The following is a 26,470-nucleotide window of genomic DNA, read 5'->3' on the forward strand; positions in this document are numbered from 1 at the left end:
CCCAGACCTATTTAGATTCGGTGCATCGAGTTTGCTAAACGATGTTTTGATGCAGCGTCAGAAACTAAAGACCGGCAACTACTCCGGCCCAGATTATGTGAGCGTGGACTAAGGAAAATGATGTTCGAATACGCACCAGCACCAGAGTCGCAAGCACTTGTGAATTTCAAGGACAGCTACGGCCACTTTATTGATGGCAAGTTTCTAAAGCCAGGCAAGACCTACCAGACCATCAACCCGGCGAATGAGAAGGTGCTCGCAGAGATCACCTACGGCACCGAGAAAGATGTCGACCTTGCCGTGAAGGCAGCCAGACACGCATACGAAAAAGTTTGGTCAAAACTCCCTGGCGCTGAGCGCGGCAAGTACCTCTACCGCATTGCCAGAATCATTCAGGAGCGCGCTCGCGAGCTAGCGGTTGCAGAGACTTTGAACAACGGCAAGCCAATCAAGGAAACTCGCGACGTTGATATTCCTCTGGTGGCAGCCTGGTTCTTCTACTACGCCGGCTGGGCGGACAAGCTTGACTATGCAGGTCTTGGACCAAACCCACAAGCTCTCGGTGTAGCAGCCCAGGTCATCCCCTGGAACTTCCCGCTGATGATGCTGGCCTGGAAGATTGCCCCTGCCCTTGCCGCCGGTAACACCGTTGTTCTAAAGCCTGCCGAAACCACTCCGCTAACCGCGCTGCTGTTTGCCGAGATCTGCCAGCAGGCAGAGCTGCCAGATGGCGTAGTCAACATCGTCACCGGCTTTGGTGACACCGGAGCCGCCCTTGTCGGTCACAAAGACGTCAACAAGGTTGCGTTCACCGGTTCAACCGAGGTTGGAAGAGCAATTGCTCGCCAGGTTGCCGGCACCAATAAGAAGGTGACCTTGGAGCTTGGCGGCAAGGCCGCAAACATCGTCTTCGATGATGCACCTCTTGACCAAGCGGTTGAGGGAATCATCAACGGCATCTTCTTCAACCAGGGTCATGTCTGCTGCGCAGGTTCAAGACTTTTGGTGCAGGAATCTATCCAAGACGAACTGCTAAAGAAGTTGCAGCGTCGCATGGAGTCACTAAGACTTGGTGACCCGATGGACAAAAACACCGACATCGGTGCGATCAACTCAAAGGCACAGCTGACGAAGATCGAAGCACTTGTGAAGCAGGGTGAAAAAGAAGGAGCGCAGCGCTGGTCTCCGGCTTGCGCAATCCCGACCAGCGGTTTCTTCTTCGCACCAACCCTGATGCTTGGCGTAAGCCCCGCTAACACCGTTGCTCGCGAAGAGATCTTTGGACCGGTGCTCTCGGTAATGACCTTCCGCACCCCGCAAGAGGCTGTCACCAAGGCAAACAACACTGAGTTTGGTCTGAGCGCCGGCATTTGGAGCGAAAAGGGTTCCAGGATTCTGAAGCTCGCCGACCAGCTAAACGCTGGAGTGGTATGGGCTAACACCTTCAACCAGTTTGACCCGTCCAGCCCATTTGGTGGCTTCAAGGAATCCGGCTACGGCAGGGAGGGCGGCAAGCAAGGATTGGCCGCTTATCTGAAGGGTGGTTACTGATGCGACTAGATGTTAGAAAGACATACAAGCTCTTCATCGGTGGCAAGTTCCCAAGATCTGAATCCGGTCGCGTTTACCCGGTTGCAGATTCCAAGGGTGAGTTCCTAGCAAATGTTGCAATGGCATCCCGCAAGGATGCCAGAGATGCCGTTGTTGCAGCTCGCGCTGCTCAGTCCGGTTGGGCTGGAGCAACCGCATACAACCGCGGTCAGGTTCTCTACCGCATCGCCGAGATGCTTGAGGGTCGTCGCGAGCAGTTCGTTGCCGAGATTAGAGCCCTAACCGGCAAGAGCGATCGCCAGGCCAACCAAGAGGTTGATGCAGCAATCGATTCTTGGGTTTGGCACGCAGGCTGGACCGACAAGATTGACGCCGTTGCCGGAAACATGAACCCGGTGGCAGGTCCGTTCTTCAACATTTCAACCCTGCAGGCAACCGGAGTTGTCGCTGCCTTTGCACCTCAGGACAGCGCACTTTTGGGCCTGGTGAACACCATCGCCCCAGCGATTGTCTCGGGCAATGCAATTGTTGTTGTTTCCAGTGAGCTACTGCCACTATCCGCAATCACTTTGACCGAGGTGCTTGCCACCAGCGATCTACCCGGCGGTGTTGTGAATGTCTTGACCGGCAAGGAAGCCGAGATTGCTCCGTGGCTTGCCGCACATCAGGATGTAAATGCAATTGACCTTGAGGGAACCAGCAACCTTGTAGAGCTTGAGATTCAGGCGGCTCAGAACCTAAAGCGAGTTATTCGCAAGGGTGATTTTGCACGTCTCGGAACCAAGGGTTCGCTAAGCCACATTACGAACCTGATGGAAGTCAAAACCGTTTGGCACCCAAAGGGAAACTAAGGCCGTCCGCCTAGTTTGGTAACTGCCTTGGCGGCAAACCTAACTGCACTCTGAGCTGCCATAGCAAAGTTCTTGCCAGTAAGTAGCTCCGCAATTAGCTTCGCGGCAAAGGCATCTCCCGCTCCGGTGACATCTACTGCATCGGCAGCAAAAGCCGGGATGTGCTCATTGGTTTCTAATGACTGCAACTGAACGCCGTCGGCACCAAGGGTAAGTGTGACCTGAGGGAACCACTCGCCCAGTAAAGCCGCCACGATCTCCGGTCTTGATTCGGCGGACAGGACTCGACCCTCCTCCAAGGAAGGCAAAAGCAGATCGACACCTTGAATTGCAGCCAAGAAGGTGTGGACTGAGTGATCTGCGATGTAACCGGCACTACCGGGATCGCAGGCAACAAAGCCGTGCCCCTTGGCGCGTTGGATCAAACCCTGCATAACCTCTACCGACTGGTCAAAGACCGTATAACCGGAGATGTAGAGCGCATCGCCAAAAAGCTCTTCTGGTATTGCGGAGAGATCGAGGTTTTTGTTAGCTCCGCGGTCAGTTAGAAAACTGCGCTGTTGCCCCTGCACTAAAACCACAATGCGACCGGTTTGAAGATCTTTATCCACCTGCAGGTGCGGAACTACTTTGTACTTTCGAAGAATCTGCGAGTGGCGATCGAAGTCTTCGCTGCCAACCCTTCCCACGAAGTGGGTTTCGACACCAAGGCTCGCTACCCAGCAAGCAAAGTTTGCCGCTGAGCCACCGGGCTGCTGCTGGATCTGGCTATCGGTATCGGTATCAAGCCGAATCTCGCCCTTTGGGAGAACCAAGATGTCGTCCATGACATCACCAACCACCAAAACCTTTGGCATTAGCCCTGCAGCCTGCACCAAGCGTTGGCGATATCTGCAGCCACCGAGACGTTGTTCTTTGCAAGATTTAGGTTTACTTCAAGCGATACTCCGCCAGATGCCTGAACGATGTACTGCAACAAGAACGGAGTTACTGCCTTGCCGGTGACGCCGGCCTTATCTGCTGCGTCGAAGGCGATGGCGAGCACGCGATCGTGCTCAACGCGCTCCCAGGCTTGGTGAGCTGGGACTGGGTTGGCAACCACGATCCCACCCTGATCTCCGCGAGCAGCCATTACTAGAGCAACCTCATTGGCGTCATCTGCCTGGTATTCCAGGGTGAAGTCGGACTCGCGCAGCCAGAAGCTTGGGAAGATTTTGGTTCCGTAACCGATCACTGGAACACTCAAGGTCTCTAGTCGCTCCAGGGTCGCTGCGATGTCCAAAACACTCTTCACGCCAGCGCTCACTACTGTTACTGGAACCTGAGAAACCACGGTTAGGTCTGCTGATTCATCGAAGCTATCTTGCGCTCCGCGGTGAACTCCGCCGAGGCCTCCGGTGGCAAATACTCGAATGCCGGCCTGAGCGGCAAGGAATGCTGTGGCAGCCACAGTGGTAGCCCCCGAGATGCCCTTGGCTGCCAAAATCGGGAGGTCACGAACCGAAGCTTTTGCGATGTCTTGATTTGCAATGACATTAAGCGCTGCTTCATCTAGCCCGATATTTGGAATGCCATTGATTACTGCAATGGTCGCGGGGACAACATTCTTGTCGCGCAGGATTTGCTCGAAGTCCAAAGCCGCCTGGTGGTTTCTTGGACGCGGTAGGCCATGAGAAATGATGGTTGATTCAAGGGCAACTACCGGCAAATTGTTTTGCAGGGCATTTAGGACTTCTGGGTGAATTTTGAGCACCGAATAAGGCTACTGCGGTTTCTTGGGTAGATTCATAAGCAAGTAATTTGATTCGGAGATAGCTTGAAGCGGCCCTGGCTTACAACCCCAAAAGGTCAAAGTGTCACGATGGTTTTGGGCACCCTCTTAGCCCTGCTATCGCTTATCCCGCTGAGCTTCACCCTTTCAACGGAAGCCAGCCGGACTGCTGTGTCTCAACTGCAATTTGGAGAGGTCAATTTCTACCCGCTCGAAGACGCAACATCTGTGACTGAGCTTGCTGGACTTGAGGTTATAGGCATTACTGATGTTGCTGAATCTGAGTTTGGAACCACACTCAAAATTCAAGTTTTGAACCACGGGCAGCTACTGGGAAAACGTGAGGTTTGGGCCAAGGTTTACAGTCCCGAGGGAAACCTTCGCGAGGGTATGAAGATCTGGTTGGAGCTAAAACCAAAAGGTCCGATCTACCTCGAATTCTTCTTCACGGGAACCGCTAAAGAGCTGGCTGAGAGCAAGATAAGTCTTGGTTTTTAGCGTAGATTTCTAAGGTGCCTAAATTCAACGCAGAATCCTTTAGCGACTTCGTCGCCTCTAGGCGAACCACGCGTGATTTCCTACCTACGCCAGTCCCACAGGAACTAATCGATGCCCTCCTAACGGACGCGATGACAGCTCCGTCTTGGTCTAACACTCGGCCGTATTTGGTTGCAACCGCGCAGGGAGAAGTCAGAGACCGTATCTCCAAGGACTTTTTGGCTAGGTGGGAGCAGGCTTCAAAGGCTCTCGGTGGCGGATTGTTGGCCAAGGCCAAACTGTTTATCACCCGCTACGGCCTGCCAACCAGCGACTACAAGGTAAATAGGGTTTACCCAAAGGTGCTGCAGCCAAGAAGCGCTCGCGTTGGTGCTGAGCTTTATGCCCTCCTGGGAATCGACCGCAAGGATCAAAAAGCCCGCCAAGCTCAGTGGGCTAGGAACTATGACTTCTTTGGAGCTCCGGTCTCGTTCTTTATCTTCACCCACTCTGGACTCGGTGAATACTCGGTCTCCGATGCCGGTTTGTTTATGCAGAACCTAATGCTCTCGGCTCATGCCCACGGGCTTGGCACTTGCGCGCAGGGTGCGAGCGCGGTTTGGGCAGATGCTGTTCGAAAAGAGTTTGAGGTGCCAGAGGGCTACAAGCTACTTTGCGGCATTGCCCTTGGCTACCCAAGCGATCACAAAGTGAATAGCTTTGGGGCTGACCGCCTGCCAATTAGCGATATCAAACTGAAAAACAAATGATTGATTTTCAAGACCCAGGCTTTGTAGCCGATCCATACCCACAGCTTGCAGAGCTAAGAAAAGTAGGCAAACCGGTTTGGCATGATGGTCTGCAGCTTTTTCTAGCCGCCACCCACGCGGACTCCAGTGCAGTTTTGCGCAATCGCTCACTCGGAAGAATCTTTGAACCCAAAGAACCGCAAAGTGAATGGGACACCTTCAACTGGCTGCACGCCGATTCGATTTTGGATTCTGAACCACCAAAACACACGAGATTGCGCGGGCTTGTGATGAAAGCGTTCAATCCCAAGAGGATCGAAAGCATGCGCCCGGATGTCGAGCGCATAACACAGCAGCTTTTAGATGACATCAAGCTAAAAGTTGAAGCAAACGGCGAATTTGATGTGATTGCAGATTTTGCAGAACCACTTCCGGTAAAGGTAATTGCTTCCATGCTTGGCTTCCCCGACGAGGATGAGCACCTGCTTCGGCCTTGGTCCCAAGCAATTGTGAAGATGTATGAAGTGGCACCGTCTGAAGCGGACGAGCAAGCTGCGAAGCAGGCTTCAGCTGAATTCGCAGACTATGTCCACGCTCTAATGGTGGAGCGCAAGAAGAATCCAGGCACTGATTTGATTACCGAGCTTGCCCTAGTTGAGGAGGGCGGCGAGAAGCTCAACGCTCACGAGCTAATCGCCACCTGCGTATTGCTTCTAAATGCCGGTCACGAAGCTAGCGTGAATGGCTTTGGAAATGGTTTTGTGGCAGCGCTTAGGCAAGAGGACCAAATGGCGCTATTGCGGCAAGCTTCGGATCAGCATGCCGCAACTGCAATCGATGAGTTCCTGCGCTTTGATGCCCCACTGCACCTCTTTGATAGGACAGCGACCCAAGACACTGAAATCGGAGGGGTAGCGATACGCAAGGGTCAAAAGATCGGCGCACTACTTGGCAGTGCTAACCGCGATGAAAGCGTCTTTGAAAATGCAGACCAGTTGGATCTCACCCGTGACCCAAACCCACATATTGGCTTTGGAGCCGGCATTCACTTCTGCATCGGAGCACCGCTGGCACGCATGGAGATGACAACATCGCTGCCGATGCTAATGAATGCTTACCCCACGATCAAACTTGCCAGAGAACCTAAGCGCAGGCCGACTTACGTATTACGTGGCTATGAGTCAGTGTTCGTAACTAGCTAAATTGCTTTGATTTTGGCAAGTCGTTATGAAGCCAAAATCTCCCGAACCATTGGCACAACCTTGGTGCCGTAAAGCTCAATCGCCTTCATCAGTTTCGCGTGTGGCATTGGACCATTGGCATACTTCAGGTCAAACCTGCTAGCTCCAACGCTCTCCAGCGCATAGGCAATCTTCTTTGCCACGGTCTCGGGAGATCCGACATAAAGCGATCCGCCGTTTACCTCAGAGATGAAGTGCATTTTCGTGGTTGGGCCCCAACCGCGCTCTTTGCCAATTCGGCCAAATGCGGTTTCGTAGTGTGGCCATTGGGCCTCAACCGCATCGTTGTCGTTCTCCGCAATAAAGCCAGGCGAGTGGATCGATACTGGAAGGGCAGGGTTACCGAATTTCACAAGCTGTTCTTGGTAGAGGTTCGAGTAGGGAGCAAATCTCGCTGGGTCGCCGCCGATGATGGCAAGCGCCATCGGGATTCCTAAGCGAGCTGCACGCACCACCGAATCAGGTGAGCCACCAACTCCAACCCGAAGTGGAATGGCACCACGCTCGGTCTTTGGGTACACCTCTTGGTTGTCAAGCGCGGCACGCATCTGGCCCGACCAGGTAACCGGCTTTTCCTTTAAAAGTTCAACCAGTAGCTCTAACTTCTCTTCGAATAAATCACCGTAGTTAGCAAGTTCGTACCCAAAGAGCGGGAAGGACTCAATAAACGATCCACGTCCCGCCGTGATCTCAGCACGACCATTAGAGAGTGCATCGATAGTGGCGAAGCGCTGGTAGACGCGAACCGGGTCGTCTGAGGACAAAACTGTCACGCCGGTGCCGAGTTTAATCTTGCTTGTCACAGTTGCGATGCCGGCCAAAATGGTGTCCGGTGCTGAAACCGCATAGTCATCGCGGTGGTGCTCACCGATATTGAAACTATTGAGGCCAACTTCTTCGGCAAGCTTGGCCTGCTCAACCACATCACGGATTACCTGACCCGCGGAGACTGGTTGACCCTGGTCATCCAGTGACATATCGCCAAAAGTGTCTAACCCAAATTGCAATTCAGAGACGTTCATGTTGTCAGTCTAGGGGGTCTAGACAAAAAGCGCTAGTTGGCTGCAGCCAGCTGACCGCAAGCCCCATCGATCTCCTTGCCGCGGGTATCGCGCAAGGTGGTCGGGATGCCGTTGCGATCAAGAATGTCGATGAAAGAGTTGATCTGCTCTTTGGTGGAGGAGGTCCAAACCGAACCAGGGGTTGGGTTTAGTGGAATCGGGTTTACGTGAACCCAGCCCTTACCGCGATCATTTAGCTTGTCGGCCAAAAGCTGTGCTCGCCAGTCGTGATCGTTCATGTTGTGAATAAGCGCATACTCAATCGAAACTCGGCGACCGGTCTTGTCGTAGTAGGCCTTTGCAGCATCGAGTGCCTCATCGACCTTCCACTTCGAGTTCACCGGAATCAGCTCGTCACGCAGTTTATCATCTGGGGCGTGTAGCGAAAGCGCAAAGGTCAATGGCAAATCTTCCTCAGCCAACTTCACAATTCCAGGCACCAAGCCAACAGTTGAAACAGTGATTTGTCTTGCGCTCATACCAAGACCATTGGGCTGTGGTTCAACCATGGTGCGGATTGAGTCCATAAGTTTTGCGTAGTTGGCGAGCGGTTCACCCATGCCCATAAACACGATGTTGTTCACGCGCTCATCTTCATGGCGGTTTGGGCCGATCTCCCCGGCGCGAATCGCACTGTTTGCCTGCACGATTTGGTCGACAATCTCAGCGGCTGACATGTTTCTAGTTAGCCCTGCCTGACCGGTTGCACAAAACGGACAGTTCATGCCGCAGCCGGCCTGAGAGGAAATACAAAGAGTGATGCGGTTTGGGTAGCGCATCAAAACCGATTCCACCAATGCTCCATCGAAGAGCCTCCAGAGGAATTTGACGGTGTCACCCTTGTCGGTCTGCAGTCTTTTGACCTGGGTCAAAAGTGGCGGCAATACCTTCTTTACCAGCTCCTCGCGACCTTCCTTAGGTAGGTCGGTCATGGTCTCTGGATCTGATGAGTAATGCGTGAAGTAGTGGGTGGAAATCTGCTTGGCTCTAAACCCTGGAATACCCAGTTCTTTGATGCGCTCGGTGCGATCAGCGATCGAAAGATCAGCTAGGTGAACCGGTGGCTTGCCGCGCTTTACCTCGGCAAATTGCAACAGCGGCTTACCCTCGGCGTCTTTACGCTGAGTCCAGCCTTCGGTCCTTGGCTTTACCTGTTTGTTTTCCACCGGCTAAGTCTAGGTTGTTAGTCCAAGGACCCAGTATTTTGCAGGGTAAACTCGCGAAGGTGAAGATCCTCGTTATTGGTTCTGGTGCCCGAGAGCATGCCATCGTAAAGGCCTTGCTCCGCACCGGAACAAAGCGCGAACAAATTGTTTGTGCCCCTGGAAACGAAGGCATCGCCTCCCAGGTTGAGGTAAAACCAGAAATCGTTGCAACCGACCGACTTCAGGTCGTAAAGCTCGCCCTTGAAGAAGCGGTTGATTTAGTTGTCATTGGCCCGGAAGCACCATTGGTTGCAGGAGTCGCAGATGCACTTCGCGAACAGGGCATCGCAGTGTTTGGGCCTTCGCGAGAAGCGGCAGCACTTGAGGGCAGCAAGCAGTTTGCCAAAGATATCATGGCAGCAGCAGATATTCCTACCGGCATGGCCTATGAGTGCTCAACCATGTCGCAGGTCGAGAGCGCTATGGCACAACTCGGCGCTCCGTATGTTGTGAAGGCCGATGGCCTGGCCGCAGGCAAGGGCGTAATAGTCACCTCAAATCGCGACGAGGCTTTGGAGCACGCCAAGAAGTTCATCGACGATGGTGTTTTAGTTGAAGAGTTTTTGGATGGCCAAGAGGTTTCGCTTTTCTTCCTTTCAGACGGCAAACACGTAATGCCGCTAAGCCCCGCGCAGGATTACAAGCGAGCGTTCGACAATGACAGAGGTCCAAACACCGGCGGTATGGGTGCCTACTCACCACTTCCTTGGCTACCGGAGGGATTTGTCGAAGAGATCACCCACCGCGTGGCCCAGCCAACTGTCGATGAGCTTTATCGTCGCGGCACAGAGTTTGTTGGGCTTTTGTATTGCGGTCTAATAATCACCTCGCGCGGAGTAAAGGTGATCGAGTTCAATGCTCGCTTTGGCGATCCGGAGACCCAGGTCGTGCTCAAGCGTTTGAACAATGACCTGGCTGATCTTTTGATGCGCAGCGCAACCGGCAAATTAGATGTTGGCGCTGAGGCCACCTTCTCGAGCGACTGCGCTGTCACCGTGGTTTTGGCATCTGAAGGATATCCAGAAACTAATGCTCCGGTCCGCGAGGTCTTTGGCATCGACAGTGCTGAGTCAATTGAGGGCGTAGAGGTCTGTAAGGCGAGTGCAACCGGGCGCGTGCTATCGGTGGTTGCATCGGGTGCCAATTTCCAAGTTGCCAGGGCTTTGGCCTACGAGGGAATGTCCAGAATCCAACTGCAGGGCGGACACTTTAGGCATGACATCGCACTCAAGGTCGTCAGCTAGTGCAGGGCTTTAAGCACATCTACACCGGCAAGGTACGCGACCTTTACGTATCCGAAGATCCAAACTTTTCCCACCTGGTTTTGATTGTTGCCTCCGACCGAGTAAGTGCCTTTGACCATGTGCTCTCCCCTGAGATCCCAGGCAAGGGTGAAAACCTCACCGCGATGACCAACTGGTGGTTTGACCGCCTCGAGATTAGTAATCACCGTTCCAGCGACCTTGCGGTCCCGGAAGAACTCACCGGTCGAGCCATGATCGCCAAGAAGTTAAACATGTATCCAATCGAGTGCGTGGTTCGTGGCTATCTTTCCGGCTCCGGTTGGAGGGAATACCAGCAAACCGGCAGTGTCTGCGGCATCGAGTTGCCGGAGGGTCTTGAATTCGGAGATCGACTACCGCACCCGATCTACACCCCCGCGTTCAAAGCAGAACAGGGTGATCACGATGAGAACATCACCTTTGCCCAAAGCGTTGAGCTAGTCGGCAAGGAGATTGCCGAGCGTCTGCGCGATGAGTCAATTCGCATCTTCATTGCAGCCTCTCAACTTTGTGAAAAGGCCGGGCTGATTCTCGCCGACACCAAGTTTGAATTTGGTAATGACCCAAGAACCAACCAGCTCACGCTCGGTGACGAGGTGCTCACTCCAGACTCATCTAGGTACTGGGACAAGGAGGTTTGGGCACAGGGAATTCGTGACCAAAGTTTTGACAAGCAGATTGTCAGAAACTGGCTGTCGGCAAATTGGAATCAGGTCGGCGAACCCCCTGAATTACCTAACGAAATAGTCTCAATTACCGCATCTAGGTACCAACACTTGCGTCAGAGGCTGACCGCTCTGTAGTTGGCAATAGACTTGGTCAGTGCTAATAACACCGCTTAATGATGAGCATGTTTCCCTGGGTGCAACCTTTACCGATTTCGGTGGCTGGAACATGCCGGTTCGCTATGGCTCAGACCTCGATGAGCACCACGCAGTGCGCAAAAGCGCGGGTCTTTTTGACATCTCTCACATGGGTGAACTTCGCGTTGTTGGCCCTGAGGCAACCAGGTTCCTAGACAGCATTTTGGTGTCGGATATTTCCAAGCTTTCGAACGGCCAAGCCAAGTACACGATGATTTGCGCGAAAGACGGCGGCATCATCGATGACCTCATCGTCTACAAGATGGACACCGAGGATTACCTGGTTGTTGCCAACGCATCAAACCGCCACGCGGTTTTGGTAGCGATGCAGGATATGGCTGACTACGGCTTCAAGATCGACATATTTGACGAGACCGAAGACTGGGCGCTGGTTGCAATCCAGGGACCTAGGGCAAAAGACATCTTGGGCAAGCTTGTCGATACTGAACTAAGCGATTTGAAGTATTACTCGATCGCCAAAGCAAACCTTGATGGTGTTCCGGTGCTTTTGGCACGCACCGGCTACACCGGCGAAGACGGTTTCGAAATCTTTATCCCGGTTCTAGAAGCGGCCTCGATTTGGCGCAAGCTTTTGGCTACCGGTGGCGAAGACTTATTGCCCTGCGGCCTCGCCGCTCGCGACACCTTGCGCCTTGAAGCAGGCATGCCGCTCTATGGCCACGAGCTCGATAGAACCCTGACTCCCTTCGAAGCGAACCTGGGCAGAATCGTGGTTTTTGACAAGGGCGAATTCAACTCCAAGACCGAGCTTTTGAAGGTTTCTAATCAAAAGCTAGAGGTCAAACTGTTTGGGCTCAAAGGTGAAGGTAAACGAGCGGCTCGAGCTGACTACGAAATCTTCCAACCAGGTGGCGTTACTTCAATTGGCAAGATCACCTCTGGAGTTCTTTCCCCCACCCTGGGCTACCCAATCGCGATGGCCTACCTGAGAGCAGATTTAGATCTAACCCCCGGCAGCAAGCTCGAGGCCGATGTTCGCGGCACCCGAGTCCCCTATGAAATCGTCAAGCTACCGTTCTACAAGGCAGAGAGATAAAAATGGCAAATCCAGAGAACCTGAAGTACACCAAAGAGCACGAGTGGGTGCTTGTAGAAGGCGATGTCGCAACCGTAGGCATCACCCAGTACGCGGCCGATGCGCTTGGTGAAATTGTTTACGTCGATCTACCAAAGCCAGGTAGCTCAACCACGTACATGAAGATTTGTGGCGAGATTGAATCCACCAAGTCGGTTGGCGAACTCTACGCACCAATGGACGGTGAGGTCATTGAGGCCAACTCCGGCCTAGGAAATTCACCAGAGGCCATCAACCAGGACCCATACGGCGCTGGTTGGCTTATCAAGATCAAATACACCCAATTGCCAGAGCTACTAACCGCTGCCGAGTACGGGCAGCTCACCGGGGAGAAATAGTTGCTAGAAATGCATCACGATTTCCAGTTCCGCCACATCGGACCTGATCTTCAAGCCCAAAAAGAAATGCTGGACTTTGTCGGCGCAACCTCACTTTCGGACCTAATGGAAAAAGCCCTTCCGGAGGCGATTCAATATCGCGGCGGAAGCACACTGCCTGCACCAATTAGCGAAGATGATGCCCTTGCCAGATTGCACGAGATCGCCGGCAAGAACCGCATCACGCAGACTTTTATTGGCCTTGGCTACTACGGCACCAGAACCCCGGGCGTTATCAAGCGCAATGTTTTAGAAAACCCAAGCTGGTACACCGCATACACCCCATACCAGCCTGAGATTAGCCAGGGCAGACTCGAAGCCCTGATCAACTTCCAGACCGTGGTCACCGACCTCACGGGCATGAAGACCGCCAATGCTTCAATGTTGGATGAGTCAACCGCCGTGGTTGAAGCCATGATGATCGCCAGAAGAAGCGCAGACTCAGAGTCCAATATCTTCTTTGCAGATTCCGATCTCTACCCACAAACCAAGCAGCTCCTCGAGCACCGAGCTGACCCAATGGGAATTGTGATTCGCTACTTCGATGCAGCCAACCCACAAGAACTCGACCAAGAGTGCTTCGGAGCTGTGGTCCAGTACCCGGGAGCTTCGGGACGAATCATTGATTTTGAAAACCTATTTACCAAGGTTCACGAATTTGGTGGATTGGCAATTGCAACCGCAGACCTAATGGCACTAACCCTGCTAACTCCTCCCGGAGAAAAGGGTGCCGATGTGGTTTGTGGCACCACCCAGCGATTTGGTGTCCCAATGGGATTCGGTGGACCTCACGCCGGTTACCTAGCGGTGCGCGACAAGCTTGAGCGCACCATGCCGGGTCGACTGGTTGGTGTCTCTGTTGACGCCGAAGGCGCACCTGCCTACCGCCTAACTTTGCAGACTCGCGAGCAGCACATTCGCCGCGAGAAGGCCACCAGCAACATTTGCACCGCACAGGTTCTACTTGCCGTAATCGCTGGAATGTATGCCGTCTACCACGGTCCAAAAAACCTAAAGGCGATTGCCCTTGAGATTCACTCCAAGGCAACCGCGCTAGCGAAGGTTCTGGAGGAGTCGGGCTTTGAGGTTCAGCACAAGAACTTCTTTGACACCATCCGAATTCAAAATGTCGATGCAAACAAGATCTTCCAGGCCGCAAGGGCAAAGGATCTAACCCTGCTGCTGGTTGATGACTCAACCTTGGGCATCTCGGTTGACGAGAGCACCAGCTGGAATCACTTAGCTGACCTAGCCGCCGCCTTTGGGGCAAGAGCTCCGAAACAGGCAGACTCCTCCGACAAGCTGCGCAATCACCGCCAGAGTGAATACCTGCAGCACCCAGTCTTCAACTCGTATCACTCAGAAACCGCAATGCTTCGCTACCTCAAGAAGCTTTCCGACTTTGACTACGCACTTGATCGTGGCATGATCCCACTGGGCTCCTGCACCATGAAGCTCAACTCCGTAACCGAAATGGAAGCGGTCACCTGGCCAGAATTTGCCAACCTGCACCCATTTGCTCCTGCCGAAGACACTCACGGTTACATGGAGCTAATTGCTGAGCTGACCAGCTGGCTGAGCGACATCACCGGCTACGAAGCAGTCTCTCTGCAGCCAAATGCCGGAAGCCAGGGAGAACTTGCCGGTCTGCTAGCGATCCGCGGATATCACCGCTCTCGCTCTGACTTCCAGCGCACTGTTTGTTTGATCCCATCTTCTGCCCACGGCACCAATGCCGCGAGCGCTGTGCTCGCCGGCATGGAGGTAGTGGTAGTTGAGTGTGACGAAAACGGAAACGTAGACGTTGACGACCTCAAGGCCAAGATCGAAGCATCAGGTGACAAGCTCTCTGCGCTGATGATCACCTACCCGTCCACCCACGGTGTTTACGAAGAAGCAGTGGTTGAGATCTGCGACCTAGTTCACGCTTCCGGCGGTCAGGTCTACATCGACGGCGCTAACACCAACGCAGTGGTTGGCTTTGCAAAGTTCGGTGAGTTTGGTGGCGATGTGTCGCACCTGAACCTACACAAGACCTTCTGCATCCCTCACGGTGGTGGTGGCCCAGGTGTTGGTCCAGTGGTTGCGCGCTCACACCTAAGTGCATTCCTCCCAGGTCACTCAATGGCCCAGGTCCCACTAACCGGCTATGGCCCGGTATCGGCAGCACCATTTGGTTCACCTAGCATCCTGCCAATCTCCTGGGCATACATCCAGATGATGGGTAACGATGGTCTGCGCTCCGCTACTGCAGTTGCGGTGCTGAGCGCTAACTATGTAGCCAAGAAACTCTCTAAGGCTTTCCCACTGCTATACACCGGTAAGCATGGACTAGTTGCCCATGAGGCAATCATCGACATCCGTCCGCTTCAGAAAGACGCCGGCATCGGAAACGATGACATCGCAAAGCGTTTGATTGACTACGGCTTCCATGCTCCAACGATGAGTTTCCCGGTAGCGGGCACCCTCATGATTGAGCCGACTGAGTCTGAGCCAAAGGAAGAGCTGGATCGCTTTATCGCAGCCATGCTTGCAATTCGCGATGAAGCTCAACAGGTTCAGGATGGCGTGTGGCCACACGATGACAACCCGCTTGTGAATGCACCACATACCGCCAACCACTTGGTTTCGGAGTGGAACCACCCGTACTCGCGAGAGTTGGCTGTCTTCCCTACCGACTCACAGCGCAAGAGTAAGTACTGGCCTCCGGTTAGAAGAATTGATGGGGCATTTGGTGACAGGAACCTAACCTGCACCTGCCCACCTATCGAGAGCTTCGCTAAGAACTAATCAAGCGGAACCAGGTGAATCCTGATCTGCTCGGCTGCTTGCTCTAGAGAAAGCTCGTCTGTGGCGATTCCGATTACAAAGGCAAAGCCCTCAGCCTCAGTGAAGTTGTGTTTGAAGCCGTTCTGAAACAGAAATGAAACCATGAGCGTCCATGTGGTTCGTTTATTGCCATCAATTAGCGCATGGTTCTTGGCAACCGAGTGAGCTAGGGCTGCTGCCTTGAGTTCCAAGGTTGGATAGGCATCCTCACCGAAGACTGAGGTTTGCGGTCTAGCAAGTGCCGAGTCGAGCAACCCAACATCCTTCACATAGAAGCCCAAAGCCTTGATCACATAGAGCGCATCCCCAAGTTCGAGGTAAGTGGTCATGCGTCAGCCAAACGCTCCATGAGGGCTTTGTCGTGAGTCAACACAAACTTCAGTGCATCATCGAGGCGGCGTTGTTTTTGGGACTGGTTCTCCACCATTCGCATGGCTTCAATCAGCGCTTTTTGCTTCGAGAGCCCTAGCTGGGTAGCGAGGCGCTCAAGCACGAGTTCATCGTCTGCATTCAATCTAATAGTCATAGCCATAACATAATGGTATCAACTTGATACCACTTAAGAAAGAACAAATCTGTGGATAAATCAAACTTTTTGAAGCATGTTAGTTAGGCATCAAAAGCTGGTTAGCAGCCTCAAGCTCAATACTCAGATCACGGTCAGGGCCGAAGCCTAGAGCTTTCTCGCGCAGGATTGCAATCAACTCACCGGTAACTGGAGCTGGCTTTAGTGGTGCTGGAAACAGTAGCCGGTTACCTCAGCAGGGATTCACGCTAAAGCGTTGAGTCCGAAACAAAATCAAACCCCAAACTCAAAATCCTCATATCCGAGGTTAGAAACTCCATCCGTTCGGATGCTGCCTGAGAAAGTAGAAGCAAGTCCATTGGGTCGCTTTGTCGAAGCGAGCCAAACCGATTAGCTTCCATAACTGCCTGAACGGTCAGAGGAAGTTCTAAAAAGTCCAGCGACCTAGTTGCCTCAACCAATTTCTTGGTGTTGACCTGCAAATCGTCATCCTTCTGAGACCACTCAAAGACACTCAGCGGTGAAAAGTAAATGGTGTGAGCGGAAGAAAGTTTTGCCTTAGTTGCCTTGCCAATGCGATTGGGCTTTTGGTGTATCCAGGTCAAAACGTTGGTATCAAGAAGAAGCCTCACTCGCCAAGCCCCTCAAGCTTTTTACGCCAGTTGGCCCAAGCCTCATCCATGTGGGAGTTGTCATCAAAATCGACGTCATCCCAACCCTCAAGCTTGCCCTCGAGGAGGCCGAAGATGATTTTGGGTTTCTCAATGGGCACGATCTTTGCCACCGGCTTACCGTATTTAGTGATTATGGTCTCTTCGCCCCGGATTGCATCCTCAACCAATTCAGAGAGGACTGCCTTTGCCTCGGTAACGCTCATTGTTCCTGCCATTCTCAAATGGTATTACTTACTAGTCATTTTGACTAGATTTAGTTTGAACTTCAAAGCTGCCAAGTCCAAAATTGAGCAACATTTGAATTCTCAGATTTGTCGATAACTAAGCTCCCAGAGTGGCTGTGCAGAAGGTCAACTCAGCCCAGTAAACTATTGGTATTCCGCAGTGTCGCGAGCCAAATATCCATCCCGAAACTGGACCTCCAGCAAACCGAAGGGGAAAAGTGCCAAAAATCATCGTCGAGATCATGCCAAAGCAAGATCTTCTAGACCCACCAGGCAAGGCAGTAGCGAACGCTCTAAAGCGCGCAGGGCACAGCGACATCCAGAACGTAAGAATCGGTAAGCGCATCGAGCTGCACTTCGATCGCTCAATTACCCAAGCAGACCTAGACAACGCGAATAGCCTTGCAGGCTCTTTCCTCTCCAACGACGTCATTGAGGACGTCGTTTATATCACCAAAGAGGACTAATGAAGATCGGCGTAATCACCTACCCGGGAACTCTAGATGACCGGGATGCACAGCGCGCTATTCGACTAGCCGGCGGAACCCCAGTTCCTCTTTGGCACGCAGACAGCGACATCAAGAAGGTAGACGCAGTTGTGCTACCTGGTGGCTTTTCCTACGGTGACTACCTACGCTGTGGCGCAATTGCCGCCCAGGCTCCTGCCACCCAAGAGGTAGTAAGACTTGCTGCCCAGGGACTACCGGTCCTAGGAATCTGCAACGGTTTCCAGGTACTGGTTGAAGCTCACCTGTTACCTGGTGGTTTGATTCGAAACGAACACCAGCACTTTATTTGCCGAGACCAAAAGCTAAGGGTCGAGAACACCAACACCGCCTGGACCAAGCTGTTTGAGCAGGATGAAGAAATCACCATTCCGCTAAAGAACGGTGAGGGTGGCTACATCGCAAGTGCAGAGACTCTAAAGATGCTGGAAGCCGAAAACCGTGTGGTCTTTCGCTACCTAGACGTAAACCCAAACGGCTCAATGAATGACATTGCAGGCCTTACCAATGAGCGTGGCAACGTAGTTGGCCTTATGCCTCACCCAGAGCACGCCACCGAAGCCGGCTTTGGCCCAGACACCCCTATCGCAACCAGATCCGGCGTCGATGGCTTGAAGTTCTTCCAGTCGGTTTTGAAGGCGTTGGTGAATAGCTAATGAGCAAAAGACCAACCAACGTCGACACCGTCTCGGACGCAACAGCAAACGATAAAGAGCAGCCCTGGAAAGAACTAGGCCTCAAGCAAGACGAATACCAAGAAATCAAAACCATCCTTGGTCGTCGTCCAACCTCTTCTGAGCTAGCAATGTATTCGGTTATGTGGTCTGAGCACTGCAGCTACAAATCATCCAAGATCTACCTTCGCCAGTTTGGCGAGAAGGTCACCCCAGAGATGAAAAAAGACCTAATGGTCGGCATGGGTGAAAACGCAGGTGTGGTTGATATCGGCGAAGGCCTGGCAGTTACCTTCAAGGTGGAAAGCCACAACCACCCAAGCTATATCGAGCCTTTCCAGGGTGCAGCAACCGGTGTCGGTGGCATTGTGCGCGACATCTTGACCATGGGTGCAAGACCAATTGCGGTTATGGACCAGCTACGTTTTGGTGCACCTACTGACCCAGACACCGCTCGCGTGGTTCACGGCGTCACCGCAGGCATCTCTTTCTATGGCAACTGCCTAGGTCTTCCAAACATCGGTGGCGAGACTGTCTTTGACAAGGTCTACCAGGGCAACCCACTGGTCAACGCCCTAGCAGTTGGCGTGATGAAGCACGAAGACCTAAAGCTTGCCAAAGCATCAAACCCAGGCGATCTTGTAATCCTGTTTGGCGCTAGGACCGGTGGCGATGGCATTGGTGGCGTTAGCGTCCTAGCCTCAGAAACCTTTGACTCAACCGGCCCAACCAAGCGACCAGCAGTGCAGGTTGGTGACCCATTTGCCGAGAAGGTCCTTATCGAGTGCTGCCTAGAACTCTTCTATGCCGGTGTAGTTGCAGGTATTCAAGACCTAGGTGGAGCAGGTATTTCCTGTGCCACCTCAGAGCTTGCCTCCAACGGAGGCAAGGGCATGAGAGTGCAGCTTCAGAACGTGCTACTTAGAGATGACTCGCTAACCCCAGAAGAGATTCTGATGAGCGAGTCTCAAGAGCGCATGATGGCGATTGTTCCAACCAAGGACCTAAAAGCCTTCGAAGCAATTGTGCAGAAGTGGGAAGTTGAATACTCAGTACTCGGCGAGGTAATCGACGAAGACCGTCTATACATCAACTGGGGCGAGCAAGAGATCGTCAACGTGCCACCAAGAACCGTGGCTCACGATGGACCTGTCTATAACCGTCCAGTCGAATACCCGAAGTATCAGGACGCGCTAAACGCCAACAGCTCAAAGACACTTCCAAGAGCAACTGCCCCGGCAGAACTTGCCAAACAGATTCTGGCAATCGTGACTAGCCCTAACCAGGCAGACAAGTCTTGGATCACTGCGCAGTATGACCGCTATGTCATGGGTAACACTGCACTTTCGATGCCAGACGATGCCGGCATGGTTCGCGTTAGCGAAGAAACCGGTTTGGGCATCACCTTGGCAACCGATGCCAATGGCAAGTACTGCCAGCTTGACCCCTACCTGGGAACAAAGCTAGCTCTTGCCGAGGCATACAGAAATGTCGCTGTTACTGGAGCAAAGCCAAAGGCGGTTACCAACTGCTTGAACTTTGGAAGCCCAGAGAACCCAGAGGTTATGTGGCAGTTTAAAGAGGCAACCGCAGGTCTTGCGGATGCCTGCCTGGAGCTAGGCATTCCAGTCACCGGTGGAAACGTATCGTTCTATAACCAAACCGGTGACGTAGCAATCTACCCAACCCCAGTGGTTGGTGTCTTAGGTGTAATCGACAACGTTGCAAGACGTATCCCTTCGGGCTGGCAAGACGATGGCAACAACATCTACCTGCTTGGCACAACCTCAGATGAGCTAGATGGCTCTGCTTGGGCAGAAACCATCCACAATCACCTCGGCGGTAAGCCACCGGTTGTTGATCTTGCAAGGGAAAAGAAACTTGCCGACCTGATTCACGGTGCAGCTATCCAGGGCATGATCGAAGCTGCTCACGACATCTCAGAGGGCGGCATCGCAATCGCAGTTGTTGAGGCCGCCTTGAGATTCAATGTTGGTGCCAGAATCTGGCTCGATGAGGTTCTGGAACGTGATGAGCTTGACCTCACCGCAGCTCTGTTCTCGGAGTCTCAGGCTCGAGTGATTGTGAGCGTTGGTAGAGAAGATGACGTCAAGTTCCAGTCACTTTGCGAAGCAAGAGGAGTACCGGTTCTAAGAATTGGTGTTACCGACAAGGCTTCTGGCTCAATCGAAATCAAGGACCTAGCAACCTTCGAGCTAAACGAAGTTCGTAAGGGTTGGGCTAACACCCTGCCTGAACTATTTGGCTAAACAGCTGGGTCCTAATGACAAAAGAATAAGCACTGTTTAGAAAGGATTTAAACAGTGCTTATTCGAGCTCCCCTACGAGGTCGTCGTCCCGCAGGGAATCTATTTAGTGGCTCCCTTTTGGAACCAAACCTTTGCCGTTGTTGACCACTGGAATTGGGTCACTGATATAGCCGCCGAAATCATCGTCCGGTCCGTGGATGAATCCGAGTAGGTACCACTCACCCTCATGCTGAACTGCGCGGGCTGCATAGAGAGTCTCGTGAGGGAACCAAACTGCTTGGTTTGGATCAAAAGGTCCGAGCATGGATGGGCCAACGGTTGAGAACATTCCGCCGTGTGGGAACTTCGCCCTCATCTCTGGCGTCAACTCGTTAGGTCCGCTGCACCAGAGCATGGTTGGAATGCCGTCAATCTCAGAAATTTGAATAACTTCCATTTGACCAAAACCACTCTCGGTTGAAGTCAAAGGTGGCTTTACCTCCCAAGTCTTGAGGTCCTTTGAGACAGAGTGACCGGCGACACCGCGGCCGTACTTGTCTCCGGTTATGCCTCTAGCGGTGGTGATCATGTGCCACTGGTCGTCCTGCTTGAAAACCCATGGGTCACGCCAAGCCTGATCGTGCCACTTCTGATAATCCAGCATCTCGTACCACTTTGGATCGGCCTCGGTGAGCGGGTTGTTATCGACCTTGGTCCAGGTCATTAGATCCGTGGAGGTCGCCGCACCAACACGTTGCACATCGCCGGAATCCTGGCGCGATGTGCCGGTGTAGAACATCCACCACAAACCGTCGTCTCCCTTGATTACGCTTCCGGTCCAAGTGGTCCAGGAGTCCCAAGCAGGAGATTCGCTGATGGCAATTGCATCTTGGACTACGGTCCAATCCTTGAGGTTTGTGGAAACCGCGTGACCAACATATGGGTAACGGTGACGACGATGCACATCTCCTAAGGCCCTAGATGCTCGAAGGTAAAAAGCGTGGTGCTTCTCTCCGTCGAAGACATACCAGCTGTCCCAAACCCACGATTCAGCTAACTTGATCAACTACTAACCTTTCACTCCGGATGAAGCCACGGACGCAACGAACGCCCTCTGGAAGATGACAAAAATAATCAGAATCGGCAGAGTGATCATGGTTGAATACGCCATGATTTCGCCCCACTGGGTTCCCTCTTCACTGGTGGAAGCCCAGAAGTAATCCAACCCAACCTGGACTGGCCTGAGTGATTCGGTTTGAACCACCATCACGGGCCATAGATATGCATTCCAGATAGATAGGAAGCTCAAGATGGCGCTGGTTGCGAATGCAGGGCCTGCCAGCGGAACGATGATTCTCCAGTAAATGGAGAAGTAGCTTGCGCCATCAATAATCGCTGCCTCATCAAGCTCTTTTGGAATGGTCTTGAAGTACTGCACGAATAGGAAAATCGAGAACCCACCGGCAATAAATGGCATGATCTGAACCAAGTAGGTGTTCAACCACCCGATTGTGATCTCGAGTGTTCCGTTCTCCCAATCCAGGCGAGGTAGCGAATTCACCAATACCAAAAGTGGCATCGCGATGGTCTCAAACGGCACCACCAGGGTCGCGATTAGAAACACCAGCAAGGTGTTCTGCCCCTTGAACTTCAAGCGCGCAATCGCGAAACCCGCCAATGAGTTCACAAACAGTCCCAAAATCACCACAACTCCAGAGACAAAGAGTGAGTTGAAAACGAACTGTCCCATCGGAAGGCGTTCAAAAACTCCGAGGTACTGATCAAAGTTCACATCTCCAACCGGGAAGAACGCCTTCCAGGACTTCACGTCCGCGAAGATTGTCTGCGGGTCTTTCAGGCTCGAAGAGATCATGAACAACAGTGGCAAGCAGAACAGCAGCATGAAGAAAATTGCTAGGACATACTGAAATACAAGTCCTAAAGAGAGTTTGGTTTTCAAGCTAGTCTCGCTCTCTGGTTAGTCTGCGCTGGATGATGGAAATCAGCACCACCAAAATAAAGAAAACAATCGCGATGGCCGATGAGTAGCCAATCTCGTTCTTGCGGAATCCTTCTCGGAAAAGATGGAAAACAATGGTCGTGGTCGAATCCAGCGGACCACCCTGAGTCATTACGTTCACCTGCGTGAATAGCCCCATGGCTGCGATTGAAATGACGATCAAGACAAATACAAAAGTGCTGCGAAGACCCGGCCACGTGACAGCCCTAAACTGCTGCCATTTGTTTGCCCCATCGACGGTTGCCGCCTCATAAAGCTCACCGGGAATAGTTTGCAATCCGGCTAGCCAAACAATCATGTGGAAGCCAACGCCCTGCCAGGCCGACATAAAGATGATTGCCGGCAGAGCTAAGTTCGGATCGGTTAAGAATGCGACAGGTTCATAACCGGGTATCACCTGGGCTAACAGCACGTTTGCCAGGCCATCTTTTTGGTAGAAGAAAATCCAAAGGATCGAAACCACCACCATGGAGGTCACGACCGGCATGAAATAAACGGTGCGGAAGAACACCTTGCCTTTGATTCGGGAATTAATAAGTAGCGCTAGCGCTAAAGCCAAACCACCTTGAAGTGGGGCAATAACCAGGGCGAAGAGCAATGTGTTGCCGAGAGCTTTCCAGAACAGTGCATCACCTGCGAGGGTGAAGTCGACCTTGGTGCCGTCCTCGCTAATGTCTTCAGCCAAAATCTGCATTCCTGAGTAGGGAGTGTCTGCAGCAGGTTTAGTTAGATCGCGCAAATTGTCATAGGCCGAGTTTGGGTCGCTTGGATCCGCATCGACAGTTACCTGTCCTAGAGACAGAAGTTCAGTGAAGTTTTCAACACCAACAAACTCAGGTTCGTTGGGACTTGCAAACTTGGCATTCGTAAAACCTAGAGAAAAGGCGAGCACCACCGGAGCAACCAAGAACATGGTCATGAGTGCTAGGGCTGGCATAACAAACAACAGTCCGGCTCGTGCCGACTTAGCGTTTAAGCTGTTACTGAATAGCCGCTTTCGCGCTCTAGTTAGGGTGGTCATTCATTTTCCTTTTGGGAAACCTGTGGTGGCGGTGGCGACCGCCACCACAGGTCATTAATCAATCGATTTAGCGGTAGAAATCGTTGTCCGCTAGGTTGGCATCAATTTCATCGGCTGCTGCATCCAAGGCTTGCTTGGCGTTTGCACCGTTGATGATGTCGGCTACAGCCTTCTCGTAAATGGTCGAGACGCTGAGGTACGCAGGTGTTGGAGGACGCAATACACCGTAGCTGTTTGAGAACTCAACAAACACAGCGAATGGGCCACCAGGTGCGTAGTTTGGAACCTGCTCAGCCGCAGTTGCGGTTGCAGGGATCAAACCAATGCGGTTAGCAAAGGCAACGATGTACTTGTCCTGCAAGATGAACTCGATGAATGCAGATGCACCCTCTGGGCTCTCACAAGAAGAAGAAATACCGAACTGCCATGAAGCTGCACCGATCTTTGGACCCTGTCCGAAGTTAGGTGGTGGCAAGATCAGTAGGTCATCGCCTAGTGCCTCGTAAGCATCCTTCACAGCCCAGTTACCGTTGTACTGAAGCGCGATGGTGCCAGCGATGAACTCGGTACGGTCACCAGTCTGAGCTGGGTTTGCGTAGCCCTTTGCGAAGGTTGAACCGAACCACTCACCGAAAGCAACAGAAGCGTCAGAGTTGATTACGCCATCTGCAGTCTCGAAGCTTGAGCGGTCGATTAGGTCGCCACCGAAGCTCTGCATGATTGGGCTGTAGGCGTATGGGAACCACTCGCCGGTCCAGCCGTTACCCCAGTCCATTGCGTAGTCGTAGTCACCGGTAGCGTCAATCGCTGCAAGTAGTGCATCGAATTCTGCCTGGGTCCATGGCTCTGCAACGGTTGGGATTCTTGCACCAACAGCCTCAAGGGTGGACTTGCGGGCTAGCATGCCCAAAGCGGCATCCCATGCACCTGCGGAGTACAACTGGTCGTTGTAGTAACCCTTAGCACCGGCAAGCAGTGACTCTTCTAGTGCTGAGTCAATGGTGAGTGGCTGTAGGTAACCGGCCCATGCCCAGTTGGGCATGATTGGACCGTCAACGTCAACAACACAAGGCAGGGTGTTAGAAGCAGCGGCAGCCGCGATCGAGTCGTTGTAAGACTCTTGCGGGAACTCCTCAAGTACTACTTCGTATGCAGTCTGGCTCGCGTTGAAGTCGGTGATTGCTTCTTTTACAGTCGCGATCTCCTGGTCGTTACCAGCGGCGTGTGACCACATCGAAATAGTTGTGGTTTCACCAGTCGCGGCACCTTCCTCGGAATTGCTCGCACTGTCGGTTGCAGCACAACCTGACAGCACGATTGTGCTTGCGGCCGAGGCAGCAAGCAACGCTCTCGTTAGCTTGATCATTTTTCCTCTTTTTCTTGGAGTGGAGCCGAAAACGAAGCCTCGAATGGCGATTCGGTTGCTGGCCTTGGAACCGAAACGGAATCCCTGACCACCAACTCACCTCGAATTTCGACTAGTTTTTGAGTTTCCTCATCCCGTTCCTCACAGATCCGAATAAGGCGTTCCACGGCTTCTCTGCCCATTTGGTAATGAGGTAGTCGAACCGTTGTTAATCCGGGGCGTAAACCACCGGAAATCAATTCCAGGTCATCAAAGGCGACAACTGATACCTGGCTTGGGATAGAAATTCTGAGTTCATTGAGCGCCTGGTAGACACCCATGGCAACGCGGTCGTTGTAGCAAGCAATAGCTGTGACGCTTGGGTCCTCAAGCATTATCTTCATCGCAGCTTCGTAGCCTTGATTTGAGTTCACATCCGCGTAGAAGTGCATGCGCCTGGCTGAGTCCACCCACTCAAACTGCTGGGCCGCTTGCTTAAAGGTTTCAGTCCTCGCAACTGCTGCTGGCCATGGAAGCTCCTCCATAATGACTGCGACATTTTGGTGGCCGGAAATGCCAAGCATCTTTAGTGACTGCATAAATGAGGCAGTCTCTGCTGGCACGTAAGTTGGGTAGTCGCCTCTGGAGCCAAAGCAGTTTGCAAAGACCAAATTTGAGGGCAGGCGCTCAGGCAATTCAATTTCGTGGTGGAAGAACGCTGCAATAAGAACGCCAACAACCTGGTGCTCTGCCATTAGCTCTAAAGCCTCACCAATTGACTTAGCGTTATTCTCCACCTCAACAAAAAACAGATCATAATCGTGGCTTCTTGCCGAGCGCTGCGCTGCCAGCAGCAGTTCGCCCGCGTAAGGGGAGGTTGCAACCTCAAAGCTCAGTAGGCCAATGGTCCTGGTCTGCTGCTCCTTCAAGCTTCTAGCCAAACGATTTGCACGATAGCCAAGCTCTAGGGCAGCAGCCTTGATTCGAGCCTCAGTCTCCTCAGAGCAGCGGTTGGCTCCTTTGCCGGAGAGCACTAGAGACACCAAAGATGTCGATACCCCGGCTGCTTTAGCAACATCCGCAAGCTTCGCTGTCTTCAAATAAATCACCCCTAGTTTTAGTCAAACGTTTAACTTGAGGCTAAATAAATCACATCAATCAAACGTTTGACTAGATAAAAATGCATTTGTTATTTACTCGTGATGTTGGCCAGGAAAACTCGTCGAAAGAGTTTGAAGAACTTGCGGGGTTTGTGCCAACACCCTGCCTGAACTTTTTGGCTAGTCACAAAACCTTCACTTGAGTAGCATTACCGGTATCTAATAAAGGTCGCCATGAACATCAAATACATCGCAGCGCTCTCATCTCTTGCACTTCTAACCGGTTGTGCTACTGGTCCATCAATGACCGATGCAGAGAGCTGTGACCTTATTGGTGGAGCAATTGACTCCATGATGTTCACCTTCGATGACCCAGAGGCCACCCCGGAGTCTGCAAGCGTGGTTTTCACTAAAGCTGCCGAGGATCTAACTGCAGCATCTGAGGGATCTGAAGGCGAAAAGGCCCAGTGGGCCGCGAGCATGAGTGCCCTTGCAAGCTACCTAAACCAAAACATCGCAGACAGCGATGGCGATGCCATGGTGCAAACCTTGGATGCATTGTTTGTTGGTTTTGGAGAGCAAACGGTTCACTGCGCTGAGTAGCTTGAAACACGCTTCCATGGCTGGAACCGAGTAATGGGCTGCAAGAGATTTTCATCCAACTAGGGATAGCCTTTAGGCGTGGTAAGTAAAGAAACTATTGAAAGTCTCAGGCAATTCGTTGCCGAAAGAGACTGGGGGAAATTTCACACGCCAGAAAACTTGGCCAAAAGCATT

The 26,470-nt window shown here is 52.6% G+C and carries 27 protein-coding genes and 1 pseudogene; 15 read left to right on the top strand and 13 right to left on the bottom strand.

The window, feature by feature from the left end:
- From AC128V_RS02375 to AC128V_RS02385, 3 genes and pseudogenes are all read left to right on the top strand, one after another.
- Nucleotides 1-112 (top strand): annotated as a pseudogene (locus tag AC128V_RS02375) (deoxyribose-phosphate aldolase); the annotation flags it as partial.
- 8 nt (nt 113-120) lie between these two features.
- Entirely contained in the window at nt 121-1,551 is a 1,431-nt protein-coding gene (locus AC128V_RS02380; RefSeq protein ID WP_482763079.1) for an aldehyde dehydrogenase family protein, read from the top strand.
- Nucleotides 1,551-2,402 carry an aldehyde dehydrogenase family protein gene (locus AC128V_RS02385; protein WP_482763080.1) on the top strand — a complete coding sequence of 284 codons (852 nt, stop codon included), beginning with the start codon at nt 1,551-1,553 and terminating at the stop codon, nt 2,400-2,402. The genes AC128V_RS02380 and AC128V_RS02385 overlap by 1 nt, the downstream gene beginning before the upstream one ends.
- Here the strand turns inward: AC128V_RS02385 and AC128V_RS02390 are convergent.
- On the bottom strand, nt 2,399-3,259 hold the full coding sequence (locus tag AC128V_RS02390; protein WP_482763081.1) for a carbohydrate kinase family protein: 861 nt from the start codon (nt 3,257-3,259) through the stop codon (nt 2,399-2,401). The two genes, AC128V_RS02385 and AC128V_RS02390, sit on opposite strands and share 4 nt — an antisense overlap.
- A complete protein-coding gene (locus AC128V_RS02395; protein WP_482763082.1) occupies nt 3,259-4,155 on the bottom strand; it encodes a pseudouridine-5'-phosphate glycosidase in 897 nt (298 codons plus the stop codon). The genes AC128V_RS02390 and AC128V_RS02395 overlap by 1 nt, the downstream gene beginning before the upstream one ends.
- 108 nt (nt 4,156-4,263) lie before the next feature.
- Here AC128V_RS02395 and AC128V_RS02400 point away from each other — a divergent pair, with 108 nt between their 5' ends.
- The 3 genes from AC128V_RS02400 to AC128V_RS02410 are packed head-to-tail and all read left to right on the top strand — an operon-like array spanning nt 4,264 to nt 6,601.
- A complete protein-coding gene (locus AC128V_RS02400; protein WP_482763083.1) occupies nt 4,264-4,671 on the top strand; it encodes a hypothetical protein in 408 nt (135 codons plus the stop codon).
- A 14-nt stretch (nt 4,672-4,685) separates the two neighbouring features.
- A complete protein-coding gene (locus AC128V_RS02405; RefSeq protein WP_482763084.1) occupies nt 4,686-5,420 on the top strand; it encodes a nitroreductase in 735 nt (244 codons plus the stop codon).
- Complete coding sequence (locus AC128V_RS02410) at nt 5,417-6,601, top strand: cytochrome P450 (RefSeq protein ID WP_482763085.1); 1,185 nt, start codon at nt 5,417-5,419, stop codon at nt 6,599-6,601. Before AC128V_RS02405 ends, AC128V_RS02410 begins: the two co-directional genes overlap by 4 nt.
- Nucleotides 6,602-6,624: 23 nt before the next feature.
- Here AC128V_RS02410 and AC128V_RS02415 read toward each other — a convergent pair whose 3' ends face one another.
- Together AC128V_RS02415 and rlmN are read right to left on the bottom strand one after the other, a co-directional pair.
- Nucleotides 6,625-7,662 carry an LLM class flavin-dependent oxidoreductase gene (locus AC128V_RS02415; RefSeq protein ID WP_482763086.1) on the bottom strand — a complete coding sequence of 346 codons (1,038 nt, stop codon included), beginning with the start codon at nt 7,660-7,662 and terminating at the stop codon, nt 6,625-6,627.
- A gap of 32 nt (nt 7,663-7,694) precedes the next feature.
- Complete coding sequence (rlmN, locus tag AC128V_RS02420; RefSeq protein WP_482763087.1) at nt 7,695-8,867, bottom strand: dual-specificity RNA methyltransferase RlmN; 1,173 nt, start codon at nt 8,865-8,867, stop codon at nt 7,695-7,697.
- 59 nt (nt 8,868-8,926) lie between these two features.
- Between rlmN and purD the strand changes: the two genes are divergently transcribed.
- Genes purD through gcvP form a run of 5 tightly spaced genes read left to right on the top strand, consistent with a single transcriptional unit; the run spans nt 8,927 to nt 15,315 of the window.
- The gene (gene purD, locus AC128V_RS02425) at nt 8,927-10,150 is read left to right on the top strand and encodes a phosphoribosylamine--glycine ligase (RefSeq protein WP_482763088.1); all 1,224 of its coding nucleotides are present in this window, start codon (nt 8,927-8,929) and stop codon (nt 10,148-10,150) included.
- Nucleotides 10,150-10,992 (top strand): phosphoribosylaminoimidazolesuccinocarboxamide synthase, encoded by an 843-nt coding sequence (locus AC128V_RS02430; protein WP_482763089.1) that lies wholly within the window; start codon nt 10,150-10,152, stop codon nt 10,990-10,992. Before purD ends, AC128V_RS02430 begins: the two co-directional genes overlap by 1 nt.
- A 19-nt stretch (nt 10,993-11,011) precedes the next feature.
- Nucleotides 11,012-12,109, top strand: coding sequence for a glycine cleavage system aminomethyltransferase GcvT (gcvT, locus tag AC128V_RS02435; RefSeq protein WP_482763090.1), 1,098 nt, complete (start codon nt 11,012-11,014; stop codon nt 12,107-12,109).
- A gap of 2 nt (nt 12,110-12,111) precedes the next feature.
- Nucleotides 12,112-12,486 (top strand): glycine cleavage system protein GcvH, encoded by a 375-nt coding sequence (gene gcvH / locus AC128V_RS02440; RefSeq protein ID WP_482763091.1) that lies wholly within the window; start codon nt 12,112-12,114, stop codon nt 12,484-12,486.
- Nucleotides 12,487-12,495: 9 nt separating this feature from the next.
- The gene (gene gcvP, locus AC128V_RS02445) at nt 12,496-15,315 is read left to right on the top strand and encodes an aminomethyl-transferring glycine dehydrogenase (RefSeq protein WP_482763092.1); all 2,820 of its coding nucleotides are present in this window, start codon (nt 12,496-12,498) and stop codon (nt 15,313-15,315) included.
- Here gcvP and AC128V_RS02450 read toward each other — a convergent pair.
- The 4 genes from AC128V_RS02450 to AC128V_RS02465 all read right to left on the bottom strand — a co-directional run bounded on the left by AC128V_RS02450 (nt 15,312) and on the right by AC128V_RS02465 (nt 16,769).
- Nucleotides 15,312-15,683 carry a type II toxin-antitoxin system death-on-curing family toxin gene (locus AC128V_RS02450; RefSeq protein WP_482763093.1) on the bottom strand — a complete coding sequence of 124 codons (372 nt, stop codon included), beginning with the start codon at nt 15,681-15,683 and terminating at the stop codon, nt 15,312-15,314. The genes gcvP and AC128V_RS02450 overlap by 4 nt on opposite strands.
- Nucleotides 15,680-15,886, bottom strand: coding sequence for a hypothetical protein (locus AC128V_RS02455; protein ID WP_482763094.1), 207 nt, complete (start codon nt 15,884-15,886; stop codon nt 15,680-15,682). Before AC128V_RS02455 ends, AC128V_RS02450 begins: the two co-directional genes overlap by 4 nt.
- 242 nt (nt 15,887-16,128) lie before the next feature.
- Complete coding sequence (locus AC128V_RS02460; RefSeq protein WP_482763095.1) at nt 16,129-16,512, bottom strand: type II toxin-antitoxin system VapC family toxin; 384 nt, start codon at nt 16,510-16,512, stop codon at nt 16,129-16,131.
- Entirely contained in the window at nt 16,509-16,769 is a 261-nt protein-coding gene (locus tag AC128V_RS02465) for a type II toxin-antitoxin system Phd/YefM family antitoxin (RefSeq protein WP_482763096.1), read from the bottom strand. The genes AC128V_RS02460 and AC128V_RS02465 overlap by 4 nt, the downstream gene beginning before the upstream one ends.
- Before the next feature lie 227 nt (nt 16,770-16,996).
- Between AC128V_RS02465 and AC128V_RS02470 the strand changes: the two genes are divergently transcribed.
- The 3 genes from AC128V_RS02470 to purL are packed head-to-tail and all read left to right on the top strand — an operon-like array spanning nt 16,997 to nt 20,228.
- A complete protein-coding gene (locus AC128V_RS02470) occupies nt 16,997-17,245 on the top strand; it encodes a phosphoribosylformylglycinamidine synthase subunit PurS (protein ID WP_482763097.1) in 249 nt (82 codons plus the stop codon).
- Nucleotides 17,245-17,940, top strand: a complete 696-nt coding sequence (purQ, locus tag AC128V_RS02475; RefSeq protein WP_482763098.1) for a phosphoribosylformylglycinamidine synthase subunit PurQ — start codon at nt 17,245-17,247, stop codon at nt 17,938-17,940. The genes AC128V_RS02470 and purQ overlap by 1 nt, the downstream gene beginning before the upstream one ends.
- The gene (purL, locus tag AC128V_RS02480; RefSeq protein ID WP_482763099.1) at nt 17,940-20,228 is read left to right on the top strand and encodes a phosphoribosylformylglycinamidine synthase subunit PurL; all 2,289 of its coding nucleotides are present in this window, start codon (nt 17,940-17,942) and stop codon (nt 20,226-20,228) included. The genes purQ and purL overlap by 1 nt, the downstream gene beginning before the upstream one ends.
- A 103-nt stretch (nt 20,229-20,331) precedes the next feature.
- Here the strand turns inward: purL and AC128V_RS02485 are convergent, their stop codons facing one another.
- The 5 genes from AC128V_RS02485 to AC128V_RS02505 form a co-directional block, all read right to left on the bottom strand.
- Nucleotides 20,332-21,273, bottom strand: coding sequence for a glycosyl hydrolase family 32 (locus AC128V_RS02485; RefSeq protein WP_482763100.1), 942 nt, complete (start codon nt 21,271-21,273; stop codon nt 20,332-20,334).
- A 3-nt stretch (nt 21,274-21,276) separates the two neighbouring features.
- Nucleotides 21,277-22,167, bottom strand: a complete 891-nt coding sequence (locus tag AC128V_RS02490) for a carbohydrate ABC transporter permease (protein ID WP_482763101.1) — start codon at nt 22,165-22,167, stop codon at nt 21,277-21,279.
- A gap of 1 nt (nt 22,168) precedes the next feature.
- Nucleotides 22,169-23,248, bottom strand: coding sequence for a carbohydrate ABC transporter permease (locus AC128V_RS02495; protein WP_482763102.1), 1,080 nt, complete (start codon nt 23,246-23,248; stop codon nt 22,169-22,171).
- 67 nt (nt 23,249-23,315) lie between these two features.
- Entirely contained in the window at nt 23,316-24,614 is a 1,299-nt protein-coding gene (locus AC128V_RS02500; protein WP_482763103.1) for a sugar ABC transporter substrate-binding protein, read from the bottom strand.
- Nucleotides 24,611-25,693 (bottom strand): LacI family DNA-binding transcriptional regulator, encoded by a 1,083-nt coding sequence (locus AC128V_RS02505; protein ID WP_482763104.1) that lies wholly within the window; start codon nt 25,691-25,693, stop codon nt 24,611-24,613. The genes AC128V_RS02500 and AC128V_RS02505 overlap by 4 nt, the downstream gene beginning before the upstream one ends.
- Nucleotides 25,694-25,927: 234 nt before the next feature.
- Between AC128V_RS02505 and AC128V_RS02510 the strand changes: the two genes are divergently transcribed.
- Nucleotides 25,928-26,296, top strand: a complete 369-nt coding sequence (locus AC128V_RS02510) for a hypothetical protein (RefSeq protein ID WP_482763105.1) — start codon at nt 25,928-25,930, stop codon at nt 26,294-26,296.
- Nucleotides 26,297-26,470 lie beyond the last annotated feature (174 nt).

The sequence above is a fragment of the Aquiluna sp. genome, from assembly GCF_965064355.1.

Coding starts and splice junctions, on each gene's coding strand:
- AC128V_RS02380 (WP_482763079.1), top strand. CDS start 121: ATGTTCGAATACGCACCAGCACCAGAGTCGCAAGCACTTGTGAATTTC.
- AC128V_RS02385 (WP_482763080.1), top strand. CDS start 1,551: ATGCGACTAGATGTTAGAAAGACATACAAGCTCTTCATCGGTGGCAAG.
- AC128V_RS02390 (WP_482763081.1), bottom strand. CDS start 3,259: ATGCCAAAGGTTTTGGTGGTTGGTGATGTCATGGACGACATCTTGGTT.
- AC128V_RS02400 (WP_482763083.1), top strand. CDS start 4,264: ATGGTTTTGGGCACCCTCTTAGCCCTGCTATCGCTTATCCCGCTGAGC.
- AC128V_RS02410 (WP_482763085.1), top strand. CDS start 5,417: ATGATTGATTTTCAAGACCCAGGCTTTGTAGCCGATCCATACCCACAG.
- AC128V_RS02415 (WP_482763086.1), bottom strand. CDS start 7,662: ATGAACGTCTCTGAATTGCAATTTGGGTTAGACACTTTTGGCGATATG.
- gcvH (WP_482763091.1), top strand. CDS start 12,112: ATGGCAAATCCAGAGAACCTGAAGTACACCAAAGAGCACGAGTGGGTG.
- gcvP (WP_482763092.1), top strand. CDS start 12,496: ATGCATCACGATTTCCAGTTCCGCCACATCGGACCTGATCTTCAAGCC.
- AC128V_RS02450 (WP_482763093.1), bottom strand. CDS start 15,683: ATGACCACTTACCTCGAACTTGGGGATGCGCTCTATGTGATCAAGGCT.
- AC128V_RS02455 (WP_482763094.1), bottom strand. CDS start 15,886: ATGGCTATGACTATTAGATTGAATGCAGACGATGAACTCGTGCTTGAG.
- AC128V_RS02465 (WP_482763096.1), bottom strand. CDS start 16,769: ATGGCAGGAACAATGAGCGTTACCGAGGCAAAGGCAGTCCTCTCTGAA.
- purQ (WP_482763098.1), top strand. CDS start 17,245: ATGAAGATCGGCGTAATCACCTACCCGGGAACTCTAGATGACCGGGAT.
- purL (WP_482763099.1), top strand. CDS start 17,940: ATGAGCAAAAGACCAACCAACGTCGACACCGTCTCGGACGCAACAGCA.
- AC128V_RS02495 (WP_482763102.1), bottom strand. CDS start 23,248: ATGACCACCCTAACTAGAGCGCGAAAGCGGCTATTCAGTAACAGCTTA.
- AC128V_RS02500 (WP_482763103.1), bottom strand. CDS start 24,614: ATGATCAAGCTAACGAGAGCGTTGCTTGCTGCCTCGGCCGCAAGCACA.
- AC128V_RS02510 (WP_482763105.1), top strand. CDS start 25,928: ATGAACATCAAATACATCGCAGCGCTCTCATCTCTTGCACTTCTAACC.